Source organism: Pseudomonas sp. LJDD11 (genome assembly GCF_024584215.1).
Taxonomy (GTDB): domain Bacteria; phylum Pseudomonadota; class Gammaproteobacteria; order Pseudomonadales; family Pseudomonadaceae; genus Aquipseudomonas.
This window is the reverse complement of record NZ_JANJFL010000001.1, coordinates 49,751-63,298: the sequence shown is the minus strand read 5'-3', so window position 1 is coordinate 63,298 and position 13,548 is coordinate 49,751. Positions and strand designations below refer to the sequence as shown.

14 protein-coding genes are annotated in these 13,548 nt (G+C 60.2%); 6 read left to right on the top strand and 8 right to left on the bottom strand.

Features of this window, described 5'->3' with window-relative positions; genetic code table 11:
- Positions 1–60: 60 nt before the first annotated feature.
- The 3 genes from cgtA to rplU form a co-directional block, all read right to left on the bottom strand.
- Complete coding sequence (cgtA, locus tag NRB16_RS00250; RefSeq protein ID WP_045483690.1) at positions 61–1,284, bottom strand: Obg family GTPase CgtA; 1,224 nt, start codon at positions 1,282–1,284, stop codon at positions 61–63.
- Between the two features lie 204 nt (positions 1,285–1,488).
- Entirely contained in the window at positions 1,489–1,764 is a 276-nt protein-coding gene (gene rpmA, locus NRB16_RS00245; protein WP_045483692.1) for a 50S ribosomal protein L27, read from the bottom strand.
- A 32-nt stretch (positions 1,765–1,796) separates the two neighbouring features.
- Positions 1,797–2,111 (bottom strand): 50S ribosomal protein L21, encoded by a 315-nt coding sequence (rplU, locus tag NRB16_RS00240; protein WP_045483694.1) that lies wholly within the window; start codon positions 2,109–2,111, stop codon positions 1,797–1,799.
- Positions 2,112–2,349: 238 nt separating this feature from the next.
- On the opposite strand from rplU, the gene NRB16_RS00235 reads away from it, so the two are divergent.
- Positions 2,350–3,318 carry a polyprenyl synthetase family protein gene (locus NRB16_RS00235; protein ID WP_045493863.1) on the top strand — a complete coding sequence of 323 codons (969 nt, stop codon included), beginning with the start codon at positions 2,350–2,352 and terminating at the stop codon, positions 3,316–3,318.
- 153 nt (positions 3,319–3,471) lie between these two features.
- Positions 3,472–3,720, top strand: coding sequence for a hypothetical protein (locus NRB16_RS00230; RefSeq protein ID WP_257105212.1), 249 nt, complete (start codon positions 3,472–3,474; stop codon positions 3,718–3,720).
- 65 nt (positions 3,721–3,785) lie between these two features.
- Here the strand turns inward: NRB16_RS00230 and NRB16_RS00225 are convergent, their stop codons facing one another.
- The 4 genes from NRB16_RS00225 to NRB16_RS00210 all read right to left on the bottom strand — a co-directional run bounded on the left by NRB16_RS00225 (position 3,786) and on the right by NRB16_RS00210 (position 8,084).
- On the bottom strand, positions 3,786–4,403 hold the full coding sequence (locus tag NRB16_RS00225; protein ID WP_045483700.1) for an FKBP-type peptidyl-prolyl cis-trans isomerase: 618 nt from the start codon (positions 4,401–4,403) through the stop codon (positions 3,786–3,788).
- A gap of 124 nt (positions 4,404–4,527) precedes the next feature.
- A complete protein-coding gene (locus tag NRB16_RS00220) occupies positions 4,528–5,016 on the bottom strand; it encodes a TIGR00645 family protein (RefSeq protein ID WP_045483703.1) in 489 nt (162 codons plus the stop codon).
- A 132-nt stretch (positions 5,017–5,148) separates the two neighbouring features.
- Positions 5,149–5,475 carry a hypothetical protein gene (locus NRB16_RS00215; RefSeq protein ID WP_045483706.1) on the bottom strand — a complete coding sequence of 109 codons (327 nt, stop codon included), beginning with the start codon at positions 5,473–5,475 and terminating at the stop codon, positions 5,149–5,151.
- Between the two features lie 173 nt (positions 5,476–5,648).
- On the bottom strand, positions 5,649–8,084 hold the full coding sequence (locus tag NRB16_RS00210; RefSeq protein WP_253116198.1) for a Lon protease family protein: 2,436 nt from the start codon (positions 8,082–8,084) through the stop codon (positions 5,649–5,651).
- Positions 8,085–8,353: 269 nt separating this feature from the next.
- Between NRB16_RS00210 and NRB16_RS00205 the strand changes: the two genes are divergently transcribed.
- From NRB16_RS00205 to NRB16_RS00190, 4 genes are all read left to right on the top strand, one after another.
- Positions 8,354–8,842 (top strand): DUF3015 domain-containing protein, encoded by a 489-nt coding sequence (locus NRB16_RS00205; RefSeq protein ID WP_257105211.1) that lies wholly within the window; start codon positions 8,354–8,356, stop codon positions 8,840–8,842.
- A gap of 62 nt (positions 8,843–8,904) precedes the next feature.
- A complete protein-coding gene (locus tag NRB16_RS00200; RefSeq protein WP_257105210.1) occupies positions 8,905–10,770 on the top strand; it encodes a DUF4105 domain-containing protein in 1,866 nt (621 codons plus the stop codon).
- A 78-nt stretch (positions 10,771–10,848) separates the two neighbouring features.
- Positions 10,849–11,199: a hypothetical protein gene (locus NRB16_RS00195; RefSeq protein ID WP_253116194.1), complete on the top strand. Its 351-nt coding sequence runs from the start codon at positions 10,849–10,851 to the stop codon at positions 11,197–11,199.
- A gap of 288 nt (positions 11,200–11,487) precedes the next feature.
- Entirely contained in the window at positions 11,488–11,991 is a 504-nt protein-coding gene (locus NRB16_RS00190) for a GreA/GreB family elongation factor (protein ID WP_253142368.1), read from the top strand.
- Between the two features lie 169 nt (positions 11,992–12,160).
- On the opposite strand, the gene gdhA is transcribed toward NRB16_RS00190, so the two are convergent.
- The gene (gene gdhA / locus NRB16_RS00185; RefSeq protein WP_253142369.1) at positions 12,161–13,501 is read right to left on the bottom strand and encodes an NADP-specific glutamate dehydrogenase; all 1,341 of its coding nucleotides are present in this window, start codon (positions 13,499–13,501) and stop codon (positions 12,161–12,163) included.
- Between the last annotated feature and the right edge of the window lie 47 nt (positions 13,502–13,548).

Here is a 13,548-nt window from a genome sequence, read left to right as displayed (position 1 = left end):
TCAGGGCACGAAAACGCCGCTCGAAAGCGGCGTTAGTTTACTGCAAGTTACGACCCGCCATCAGTCACGGACATAAATGATTTCCGGGCCGTCTTCGTCATCCAGATCATCGCCCCAATCATCGTCGTCACTGACATCATCGACGCTTTTCACACCACTGCGGCGCAGGGCACGCTTGTCGTCCAGCGCCTGCAACTGGGCACGCGCCTCGTCTTCGATGCGCTGATCCAGCTCGGCCAGCTCTTCGGCATAAGCCGGGTCATGGGCCAGGCGATCAGCACGGTCTTCGAGGTAACGCATGATGTCGCGCGACAGACGCTCGGTGCCTTCACGGGCGATGGCCGAGATCACATAAACCGGGCCGGTCCAGCCCAGCCGCTCGACGATCTCGCGCTTGCGCTGCTCCTGCTCATCTTCGAGCAACTGGTCGCACTTGTTCAGCACCAGCCAGCGGTCGCGATCAGCCAGCGCCGGACTGAAGCGGATCAGCTCATTGATGATCACCTCGGCCGAATCAGCCGGGCTGGTTTCATCCATCGGCGCCATGTCCACCAGGTGCAGCAACAGACGGGTACGCGCCAAGTGCTTGAGGAAACGAATCCCCAGGCCCGCGCCGTCCGAAGCACCTTCGATCAGCCCCGGAATGTCGGCGATGACGAAGCTCTTCCAGCGGTCGACACTGACCACCCCAAGGTTCGGCACCAGCGTGGTGAACGGATAATCCGCCACCTTTGGCTTGGCGGCCGATACCGAGCGAATGAAGGTGCTCTTGCCAGCATTCGGCAGGCCCAGCAGGCCGACGTCAGCCAGCACCTTGAGCTCCAGCTTCAGGTCACGCTGGTCGCCCGGTTTGCCCGGAGTGGTCTGGCGTGGCGCACGGTTGGTGCTGGACTTGAAACGGGTGTTGCCCAGGCCGTGCCAGCCGCCCTGAGCGACCATCAGCTTCTGACCGGCCTTGGTCAGGTCGCCGATGACCTCCTGGGTACCGGCGTCGATCACCGTGGTGCCGACCGGCACGCGCAGGAACAGGTCTTCTCCCTTGGCACCGGTGCAGTCCGTGCTGCCACCGTTGGAACCGCGCTGGGCATCGAAATGCCGCGTGTAGCGGTAATCCACCAGGGTATTGAGGTTTTCGTCAGCGACCATGTACACCGAGCCACCGTCACCACCGTCACCGCCGTTGGGACCGCCGTTCTCGATGAATTTTTCACGCCGGAAGCTCATGCAACCGTTGCCGCCGTCACCGGCCTTTACCCGAATCGATACTTCATCAACAAATTTCATAACGCCTGCTCCCGCCACAAGGACGAGCCGAACCACATGAATTCATAAGCCTCTTGCAAAAATAGCACTGCGACACCGATCAGAAAACGGCGAGCCGAAAGGCCCGTATCACAAGCGCCTGCAAAAACCGTTTTGCAAGAGACTCACCACCACCAAAACGAAAAAGCCCCGTCGCAGGACGGGGCTTTTCATGCAACTGCGTGATTACGCTACCGAGGCTTCAGCCTTCGGAACGATGCTCACGTAACGACGACCGAAGGCGCCTTTGACTTCGAACTTCACAGTGCCTTCCACTTTCGCGAACAGGGTGTGGTCCTTGCCAATGCCAACGCCGTAGCCAGCGTGGAACTCGGTGCCGCGCTGACGAACGATGATGTTGCCCGGAATGATTGCCTGGCCGCCGTAGATTTTAACGCCAAGACGTTTACTTTCTGAGTCGCGACCGTTGCGGGTACTACCGCCGGCTTTTTTGTGTGCCATGAGTCAATTCTCCAAATGAGGATTAGGCTGGATTACGCCTGAATACCGGTGATTTTGATCTCGGTGTACCACTGACGGTGGCCCTGGCGCTTCATGTGGTGCTTACGACGACGGAACTTGATGATACGAACCTTGTCGTGACGACCTTGCGAAACCACTTCGGCTACAACGGTAGCGCCAGCAACAACTGGAGCACCGATGGTGACGTCGTCACCGTTGCCGACCAGCAGAACGCGGTCGAAAGTAACGGATTCGCCAGTGGCGATTTCCAGTTTTTCAACTTTCAGGTATTCACCTGGGGCGACTTTGTACTGCTTGCCGCCGGTAACAATAACTGCGTAAGACATGGTGTCTCTCCGAAAATCCTGCTCACCCAGCTCTTTATAGGAATAGTGTCGGCTGGCATGGCTGCATCAGGCTGGAGACCTCGATGCAATTGCGTAAGGCAGGTAATGCCCAAGAAAGTAAGGGTGCGCGATTGTACGCAAGCGGTGATTACCTTGCAAGGGCCGGGCTTGCATACCTTGACACACCTGTACCCGCAACCTAGCATGCGGCGCAACCTATGTGGAGCACCTGTCGCTGATGCAACCCCAAGCCTTCTACCGCGCGGTGGCGGACGACTTTACTGCCGTTGACCTGATCATCAAGAAGCAACTGACGTCGCGTGTACCGCTGGTCTCGAAGATCGGCGACTATATTACCTCCGCCGGAGGCAAACGGCTGCGTCCGTTGCTGGTGTTGCTGGGCGGCAAAGCCCTGGGCCATCAAGGCGACGACCTGCGCCTGCTGGCCGCCACCATCGAATTTCTGCACACCGCCACCCTGCTGCATGACGATGTGGTCGACATGTCCGGCATGCGCCGTGGCCGCTCGACAGCCAATGCCCTGTGGGGCAACGCGCCGAGCGTGCTGGTCGGTGACTTCCTGTATTCGCGCTCGTTCGAAATGATGGTCGAACTGGGTTCGATGCCGGTCATGCAGATTCTCTCCAGAGCCACTCGGGTGATTGCCGAAGGTGAAGTGCTGCAGCTGTCGAAAGTACGCGACGCCAGCACCACTGAAGAAATCTACATGGAAGTGATCCGCGGCAAGACCGCCATGCTGTTCGAAGCATCGACCCACAGTGCAGCAGCCCTGTGCGGCGCCAGTGCCGAACAGAGTGAAGCGCTGCGCACCTTCGGCGACCATCTGGGCGTGGCATTCCAACTGGTGGACGACCTGCTCGACTACCGTGGCGACGCCGAAACCCTGGGCAAGAACGTTGGCGACGACCTCGCTGAAGGCAAGCCGACCCTGCCGCTTATCTACACCATGCGTGAAGGCACCGCCGAACAGGCAGCCCTGGTTCGCCAGGCCATTCAGAAAGGCGGCCTGGAAGACCTCGAAAGCATCCGTAATGCCGTAGAAAGCGCAGGCGCCCTGGACTACACCGCGCAACTGGCGCGCGACTACGCAGCCCGCGCCATCGCCTGCCTGGAAGCCTTGCCGCCCAGCGAGTACCGCGATGCGCTGGTTGAACTCAGCGAGTTCGCTGTCGCGCGTACCCACTGACCGTCAGCACGTACCACCAAGAGCCCGTCCTTGTGACGGGCTTTTTATTGCCCGGCGTCAACCGCTCGACAGAAAATGCGAATTAATCTCAATAGAGGCTTGCTATTATCGTAATAGGAATTATTCTCACCTCATCGGAACAGGAGATGGAATATGACTTATTTGATCGATGCATGGCTGGATCGCCCGCACCCTTACCTGCGGATTCTTCATCGCGAGACAGGTGAAGTCTGCGCCGTACTGGAACAGGACGCTCTGGAAGAGTTACGTGAACAAGGTGATCTGGACGTCAATGTCCTCAGCTCCAGCGAGCCGGTGGTGCTCAAGGAGCTGGTGCGAAACCTGTTTCTGTTTTGCTATGCGCGAGCGTTGCGCCCGATGGGTGAGTTTGGAACGGCGTGATGAAACTTGACACGCCTGGCTGCTGAACGAGCCGCAACGGCGCGTTCAGCAGACTCGGCAACGGCTTACAGAACAGCCAGCAGCTCGACGTCGAACACCAGCACGCTGTGCGGCGGGATGCTGCCCACGCCTTGCGCGCCGTAGGCCAGTTCGCTCGGCACGTACAGGCGCCATTTGCTGCCGGTACCCATCAGTTGCAGGGCCTCGGTCCAGCCAGCGATCACGCCGCCCACCGGGAATTCGGCCGGCTCACCACGATCGTAGGAGCTGTCGAATACAGTGCCGTCGATCAGGGTGCCGTGGTAGTGCGTACGCACCTGGTCTTCACGGGTCGGCTTGGCGCCATCACCCGCTGTCAGCACTTCGAATTGCAGGCCCGACGCCAGAGTGGTCACGCCTTCACGCTTGGCGTTCTCGGCCAGGTAGGCGACGCCAGCGGCGGCGGCTTTTTCGGCCTTGGCAGCCGCTTCAGCCTGCATGACTTCACGAATCGCCTTGAACGCCGAGGACAGCTCTTCCTGACCCACACGGCTTGGCTGGTTGTTGAAGGCGTCGGTCAGGCCGGTGATGATGGCTTGCAGATCCACACCTGGCGGCGGGTTGTCGCGCAGTTGATCGCCCAACTGGCGGCCAATGCCGTAGCTGACGCGGGTTTCGTCGGTAGACAGATTGACTTCGGACATGATGCTGCTCCGCATGTGGAACGTCCGACTGACCGGCAGGCCACTCGAACACCCCGGATAAAAGGGCGAGCAGCCTAGCATAGTTGCGCCGCCAGCCCCTATCGCTGCCAGCGCAACCCTGTCATTAATGCTTGGTGAGCTTGTCCAGATAGCCCATGGCAAATGCCGAAATCACGAAGGTCATGTGAATGATCACGTACCATTTCAGGTGTTCGGTCTCGATATTGCTGGCATCCATGAACACCCGCAGCAGGTGAATGGACGAAATGGCCACGATGGATGCCGCGACTTTCATCTTCAGCGAAGAGGAGTCCATGGTGCCGAGCCAGTTGAGCTTCTCCTTGTGCTCATCGATATCCAGTTGCGAAACGAAGTTTTCGTAGCCGGAAATCATCACCATGACCAGCAGGCCACCCACCAGTGCCATATCGATCAGCGACAGCAGGACCAGAATCAGATCGGCTTCAGCCAGGGAGAAGACATTGGGCAGAACGTGGAAGATCTCCTGGAAGAACTTCAGGCCCAACGCCAGCAAGCCAAGCGACAGGCCGAAATAGATCGGTGCCAGCAGCCAGCGCGACGCATACATGGCATTTTCAAAAAAACGTTCCATTGAAACTCGCAAGGTGTGGGAGAAGACGCGCGAGTATATCAGCGAGAAGTGATGGCTCTTGGCTCGCGACAAAATGTCGCAGCAAACGCCACTGCCCGGCGGCTGCACCGGCCCATCAAGGGCGGCGCCACACTAGAACAACGAGGAGTGCTGGCAGTGCGACGGATCGGTATTGAGCCGACGCAGTTCGCCCTGCAGATGCAGGCTCCAGATCGGGATATCGTCAGAACACTGATAGCCGTTCAACGCCAGACTGTCGGCAATCGCCTGCAGCACGGACTCGGCAGCACGCGCGCCCTGGAAAGGCCCTTGAGCCTTGATGGCCGAAGGTTGTTCACCGGACATGCCCGCCGCGAACAGCAGGGTCCACAGGCCGTTATCGCCCAGTGGCCGGATCACGCATTCGATCCGGGTCACCAGGCCCAGACACTGGCGGGTCAGGCAGAGACGTCGCACCATGGCGAGTTCCTCCTCTTCAAGCTGATTGCCAGCTGCAACGGTGCAGCGGCCTGCCAATCCATTTGGCGACTGTATTGATCCAACAGCATAGAAGAAAAACCCCACGGTAAGCGAGGGATGGATGAACGGATGCCGGAGAATGCGAACTTCGTCCGGCATCACAGCCCATAGGGTCAAGCCTTGAGTTCAGGTTGCAGTTGCGCCGGCTCCTTTTCGAGTTCTTCACTTAGCTCTTCAGCGCTGAGCATCTCGGCGATATCACGCAGCCGCTGAACCACACGGGCGTTGACACTGCCCTCCGGGAACTGGCCATTGTCGTCTGGCGCACCGGCCGGCTCACCGACCAGCAGGCTCAGAGCCTCATCGGCCTGGCTGACGGCGTAGATGTGGAACTGCCCGGCCTTCACAGCCTGCAAGACCCGCTCATCAAGCATCAGGGTCGCGACGTTGGAACGCGGAATGATCGCGCCCTGTTCGCCGGTCAGGCCGCGTGCCTCGCACAGCCGGAAGAAGCCTTCGATCTTCTCATTGACCCCGCCGACCGCCTGCACTTCGCCAAACTGGTTGATCGAACCGGTAATCGCGAAGCACTGCTTGAGCGGCGTGCGCGACAACGCCGAGATCAGGGTGCAGACCTCGCCCAATGAGGCGCTGTCCCCATCGACATAACCGTAAGACTGCTCCAGGGCGATGCTGGCTGAAATCGCCAGCGGGAATTCCTGGGCATAGCGGCTGCCCAGGTAACCGGTGAGGATCATCACCCCCTTGGAGTGGATCGGCTGGCCAAGGTTGACCTCCCGCTCGATATCCACAATACCGCTGCCACCGGGATACACCGTGGCCGAGATCCGGGCCGGCACGCCGAACGCCGAGTCACCCACTTCCAGCACGGTCAGGCCATTGCATTTGCCTACCGCAGCACCATCGGTGTCGATCAGGATGACCCCGGCCAGCATGTCGTCGAGAATCCGCGCCGAGACCCGCCCGGTGCGGGTGGCCTTGGCCTTGAGGGCCCGTTCGATATGCCCGGCATCGGTGAACTCTTCATTGGCCAGGTGGCGAATGAAGTCGGCTTCGCTGACCAACTGGAACAGGTCGCCGATCTTCGCCGACAAGCGCCCCTGATGCTCGGCCAGCCGTGCGCTGTAGGTGGCCAGACGGGCAACCGCATCAGCGGTCAACGGCGCCATGCCCTCCTCTGTGGTGCGGGTCTTGAGCAACTGGGCGAACTGCTCCAGGGTCTCGTCAACCATCGGGATCTCTTCGTCGAAGTCCACCAGCACCCGGAACATCTCCTGAAAATCCGGATCCAGGTCCTGCAAGGTGTAGTACAGCGAGCGCGAACCGATGATGACGATCTTGACGCTCCAGGGAATGACCTGAGGGGTAAGGGTAACGGTCGCCACACGGCCCAATTCGCCCAGTGGCGACTCCATCTTCAGCTTGCGCGTCTGCAAGGTACGTTTAAGCGCATCCCAGACGAACGGCTCGCCCAGCAGCTTTTCCGCCTCCAGAATCAGGAAACCGCCGTTGGCGCGGTGCAAGGCACCGGGGCGCAACTGCCGGTAGCTGGTGTAAAGCGCCCCCTGATCAGTGCTGTACTCGATGCGGCCGAACAGGTTGTCGTAGGTCGGGTGCGACTCGAACACCACCGGTGCACCACCATCATGGGTATGGCCCACCACCAGACTGGGGCTGTACTGCTCTTCGAGCATTTTGCGCGCCTGGGCGTCGGTCTTGGCATCGTCAACCAGTTCCTCGACCAGGGTTTTGATCAGGTTGACCTGCAGCGCTTGCAGATAGGCGCACACCGCCGCTGTCTCGGCATACTTCTGCGACAACGGCGCCAGCAATGGCTGCAGGGCCAGAATGATGGTTTCGTCGTTGAGCTGGCGCAGCTGATTGTTGGACTCGCGCTTCCATTGCGGCAGGCTCGACAACTCTTCGTTCAGGCGCTCTTCCAGGTCGGCGATGTCCTCATGGAAACGCTCGCGCTCAGCCTCCGGCAGTTGGGAGAACTCGGCTTCATCCAGTGCCTTGCCGTCGGTCATGGGCGTGAAGGCGATGTTGGAGCTGTCGCGGTACAGGGCAATGCTCTTTTCCAGCGCCAGACGCTCGATCACATCCAGAGCGCGGTCATAGCGCTGGTTGAAGGCGCGGTCGATGGCGCTTTTTTTCTGCTGGTAGGTCGGGTGCTCGAACACCGCCGGAAAGGTTGCCAGCAGGTTATCGATCAACCCGGCGATGTCGGCGATGAACGCCTGCGCACTGCCGGCCGCCAGTTCCACGGCACGCGGCTCGCGGGGTTCGTCGAAGTTATTGACATAGACCCAGTCGGAGGGGGTCTGCAAACGCTTGGCTTCGGCCTTGAGGTAGCGTTTGACGAACGAAAACCGGCCGGTGCCAGGCTCGCCCATGACATACACGTTGTAACCGGGTCGCGGCATCGCCACGCCAAACTGCAGGGCCTCTACGGCACGTTCCTGGCCGAGTACGCCGCGAAAGGGTTCCAGATCATTGGTGGTCTTGAAAGCGAACTGTTCAGCAGAGAATGGACGGGTCAGCGCTTGTGGCGCCAGACGCAGGCTGGCAGCAACGGAATCGGGCATCAGTGTTCCTTACATCAGGCGGGGCAGATGCGGGCATTCTGGCGCTCGCCGGACACCACTTGCAAGACAGTTGCACGCTACCCGCTGCCCATTGCCACCCTCAATAGGCTGACGGATGTCAAAACCTCCCAATAAACCGTAATAAATCACGGAACCCCGCTACGCCGCCTAGACTCCAACCTGCGCATACTGGCCAGTATGGCCTTTTTGCACTAATGCAATGACGCATGCACCCGACCACTCAGGTTGACCAGAAAGAGAATAAAGCTATGAAACGGATTCTTCTTGGAACGCTCTTCGCCGCTGCATCTTTCAACGCCATGGCCCAAGCGCCAGGCGGCCCGGACTGCGGCTGGGGCAACATGCTGTTTGAAGGCCAGCGCGGCACTCCTGCTCACTTCCTGGCGTCCACCACCAACGGCACCTCCGGTAACGCCACCTTCGGCATGACCAGCGGTACCAACGGCTGTTCCACCAATGGCGCACTGACCTACGGCGGCAAATCCTGGATTGCCATGAACGGCATGATGGACGAGCTGAGCAAGGACATGGCCATGGGTCAGGGTGAAGCACTGACCACCTACGCGGTGGTTCTGGGTGTTGCGCCACAAGACCGTGCGCGTTTCGCGGCTGTCACTCACGACAACTTCTCGAAGATCTTCAACAAAGCTGACGTCACCGCCGAGGACGTTCACACCAACACCCTCGATGTGCTGAAAAACGACGCGACCCTGGCCAAGTACGCGACTCAGGCCTGATGCTCGTACCGCTCCCCGGCTCACGGGGAGCGGTTTCCCACTTTTCGAACAGTTGCCCGCCCATGCTCAAACGTCTCGCCTGCCTGACGCTGTTTGTCTGCGCCCCGCTGTGCGCAGCCCCGCAAGTGACCCCACAAGTCAATAACGAACGTTTGCAGCAACTGGCCAGCGACCCGTTCTGGCTGTCTCTGGGCCACTATGAAAAAACCCGTCTGAGTGGCTGGCGCAGCCACGTCGACGACCCGAAATTCTTTCTTGCCGCCAATGGTGCGCATGACCCATATGCCGAACTGAGTGCAACCCTGGCGGCGATCCGGGCTCCCGAGCTCGATCAGCAGCCCCATGCGCAATGCACTTACCCGGCCCGCACCCGCTGGCTGCGCAATCAGTTGCAGTTGCGCGACCTGCCAGTGGTGGACTGCAAGGAATTCAACGAGTGGTTCAAGGATGTCTCGCCCGACAGCACCACGCTGGTGTTCCCGGCGGCCTACCTGAACAGCCCGTCATCGATGTTCGGCCATACCCTGCTGCGTATCGACCCGGCCAGTGCACGATCCAACAACACCACCCTGCTCAGCTATGCAATCAACTTCGGTGCATACATCGAGGGCTCGGACAACAGCATCCTGTACGCCTGGAAAGGCCTGGCAGGCGGCTATCCGGGCCTGTTCGCGCTGGTGCCCTATCAGGAAAAGCTCGCCGAATACCGCAGCCTGGAAAACCGCGACCTGTGGGAATACCGGCTGAACCTGAGCAAGGAAGAAACCGAGCGCATGGTCGAGCATGTCTGGGAGTTGAAGCAAATTCGCTTCAGCTACTACTTTTTTGACGAAAACTGCTCCTATCGCTTGCTGGAATTGCTGCAAATCGCCCGGCCCGGCCTGCAACTGACCGATCAGTTCGAACTGACGGCGATCCCCACCGACACCGTCAAGGCGGTCAAGGCCGCCGGGCTGGTGGACAAGATCGACTACCGCCCGTCGCGTGAGCGCGAATTGCTCAGCCGCGCCGAGCCACTGGACCACACTGAGCAGCAGTGGGTGCTGGCCGTCAGCGCCGACCCGGCGCAACTGCAAAGTGCCGATTACCTGGCCCTGCCAGCCGAGCGGCGAGCCTTGATTCAGGACGCTGCTTACCGTCTGGAGCGCTACCGTGCCAACGGTCAGGAACGTGACCGTAACAGCGCCCAACGCAGCTTCGAGCTGCTGCGCGCGATCAACCAGAATCCTCCGCCGATGCTGCAGATCGACCAGCCGGGCCTGCCCGAAGAAGGTCATCAGTCACGCACCTGGCAAGTGGGCGTGGGCAGCCATGCTGACAAGGCGTTCGCCGAGTACGGGCTGCGCATGGCCTATCACGACCTCAACGATAACGCCTACGGCTTCCCGCTGGGTGCGCAAATCGAAATCCTGCAGCTCAAACTGCGCCAGTACGAGGGCAACGACTGGAAACTGCAGCGCCTGGACCTGGCGACCATTCGCTCGCTGACGCCGCGCAATGAGTTGCTCAAACCCTGGTCATGGCAGGTCTCCGGCGGTCTGGAGCGCGTGCCGGGCAAGCATGGCGAGCAGACACTGGTCAGCCACGTCAACGGCGGCGGCGGCGCGACCTGGCAACTGAGCGACAACCTGCTGGGCTTCGCCCTGGGTACCGCACGGCTGGAGCATAACAATGACTTCAGCGCCTTTGTCGCGCCCGCCGCCGGCTTCAATACCGGAGTGCTGTGGCGAAACCCGCTGGGCAACCTGAGTGTGGAGGCCAAGGGCGACTATTTCACCAATGGCGAAGTGCGGCGCAGCATCAGCCTGAACCAACAGTGGGAGGTTTCGCGCAATCTGGGGCTGCGCCTGACCGCCCAGCGCGACTTCACCCATTTGGGCGATGCGCAGAACGAGGTGATGCTGCAATTACGCTGGTATCACTACTGAACACTTTTTCGACGAACTGTTGACCGGCTGCGTACCCGGCATTGACTAGACTTTCCTCAGTAACCGAGGAATTCGATCATGAACATGCGTATAGCGTTGTTGGGCCTGATCGTAGTGCTTGCAGGATGCCAGTCGACCCACGAGCAATTGTTGGCCGAGGGTTATCCACCGGCATTCGCCGATGGTTTTCAGGATGGTTGCGGCAGTGGACGACAGGCGGCAGGCTCGATTGGCGGGCAATACCGCAAAAACGTGCCTCGCTACCTCAAAGAAAAGCTGTATGCCCAAGGCTGGGACGATGGTTTGCGTCAGTGCCAGGCGATGCAGGAAAGCCGCGACCGGGAAAGTAACGGCTGGAGCAGTGACCGGGACCGTGCCTGGGAACAGCAGAAGACCCGCGACAAGGCCAGAGCTTATCGTCCCGACTGAGACGAGAAGCACCGCCTGGGGGTCGCAAACGGACATCCACAACACTCACTCGCAGCGCATGCTGAGTCTTGTCCGGGATTCCCGAGCGCTGCGCCCGTAGTCATGCAAACCTGTTTCGCCCGGTCATGCCGAGGGGCTGTTGACGTTTCAGCGCGCCCCGCAGGGCCGTGGCTTTTTTGGCGCACGCATTGCGACAGAGTGAAGCCTATGCAGGCCGACAAACAGACCTCGGCGCGGTTGTGATGAAACGTCAACAGCCCCTAACCTTGCATCTACGGGAGGAAAATCATGAGTCGTGCGTTCGTCAACGAAGACAGCAATGCCGAACAGACCAGCCAGCCGGTAGAGCGGCTGGTCAGCGAGAGCCCCAATTACGTCACCGCCCATGGGCTGGTGCAGTTGCAAAACCAGGTTCGTGCGCTGCAGGAGCAGCACCGCGAGCAGACCGAACTGGGCGAGAAGGCTGACAAACAGCGACTGGTGGATATCGAGCGCGACCTGCGCTACTACACCCAGCGCCAGCAGAGCGCCCTGGTGGTAACCCCGGCGTTATCCACTGAAAAGGTGCAGATCGGCAGTTGGGTGACCTATGCCGATGAACACGACCATCGCCAGCGCGTGCAACTGGTCGGCGAGGACCAGGCCGATGCCGCTCATGGCCTGATCAACTGGGGCTCACCACTGGGCCGTGCCCTGCTCGGTGCGCAACCCGGTGATGAAGTGCTGTGCAAGCGCCCGGCCGGGGATCAACTGATCGAAATACTGGAAATCGAGGCTGACGCAGGCCCGTGACAGAGGCGCAGGTCAGGCAAGGACAACTCGGTCACTGTGGGAGGAGCCAGAGCCACTTAACTGATCGGCATTAGCCCCATACTGTCCACTTAGGTACTGCATGCCCCCTACCGGGGTACATAAAAGCACTTAACCGAACAGTATTGGCATCAGTCCATCAAAGGCTGAATCAGACCACGCCTTGCGCCAGCATGGCATCGGCGACCTTGACGAAGCCTGCGATGTTGGCACCTTTGACGTAGTTCACGCTGCCGTCAGCTTGCTGGCCGTAATGCACACAGGCATTGTGGATCGACTGCATGATGCCATGCAGCTTGCTGTCCACTTCACCGGCGCTCCACAGCAGGCGCATGGCGTTCTGCGACATTTCCAGACCACTGACCGCGACACCGCCGGCGTTGGAGGCTTTGCCCGGGGCGAACAGCGTCCCGGCTTCGATGAACAGGTCCACGGCATCAAGGGTGGTTGGCATGTTCGCGCCTTCAGCCACGCAAATGCAGCCGTTGCGCAGCAGGGTCCGGGCGTCTTCGCCGTTCAGTTCGTTCTGGGTGGCGCACGGCAGGGCGATATCGCAGGCCAGGCTCCATGGGGTCTGGCCCTTGCGGAACTCCAGGCCAAAGCGTTCGGCCAGTTCACTGATGCGCCCACGCTTGACGTTTTTCAGCTCCATCAGCGCATCCCACTGCTGATCGTTCAGACCCGCCTCGATGTACAGGGTGCCTTCGGAGTCAGACAGCGAGATGACCTTGCCGCCCAGGTCCATGACCTTGCGCGCAGCGTATTGAGCCACGTTGCCGGAACCGGAAATCGCCACACGACGGCCATCAATGGCCTTGCCGTCACGCTTGAGCATTTCTTCGGCGAAATACACGCAGCCGTAGCCGGTGGCCTCTGGACGAATCAGGCTGCCGCCGTAGGTCATGCCCTTACCGGTCAGCACCGATGTGAACTGGTTGGCCAGACGCTTGTACTGACCGAACATGAAGCCGATCTCGCGCGCGCCCACGCCAATGTCGCCGGCCGGCACGTCGAGGTCAGCACCGATGTGGCGGTACAGCTCACTCATGAATGCCTGGCAGAAGCGCATGACTTCGGCGTCGCTCTTGCCCTTTGGATCGAAGTCCGAGCCGCCTTTGCCGCCGCCCATGGGGAGCGAGGTCAGGGAGTTCTTCAATACCTGTTCGAAGGCCAGGAATTTGAGCACGCTCAGATCCACCGAGGGGTGGAAACGCAGGCCGCCTTTATAAGGGCCGATGGCACTGCTCATCTGGATGCGATAGCCGCGGTTGACCTGAACCTTGCCCTGATCGTCGACCCACGACACACGAAACAGCACCGCACGCTCCGGCTCGACCATACGTTCGACGATGCCGGCCTCAAGGTAATGCGGGTTGGCTTCCAGAAACGGCCAGAGGGTCCGCAGCACCTCTTCCACTGCCTGATGAAACTCGGGCTGGGCAGGATCGCGTTGCTTCAGACGAGCAAGGAAAACATCGACGGATTCGGTCATTGGAACGTCTCGACAGAGTGGCTATTTGTAGGAATTTTCCCGGACTC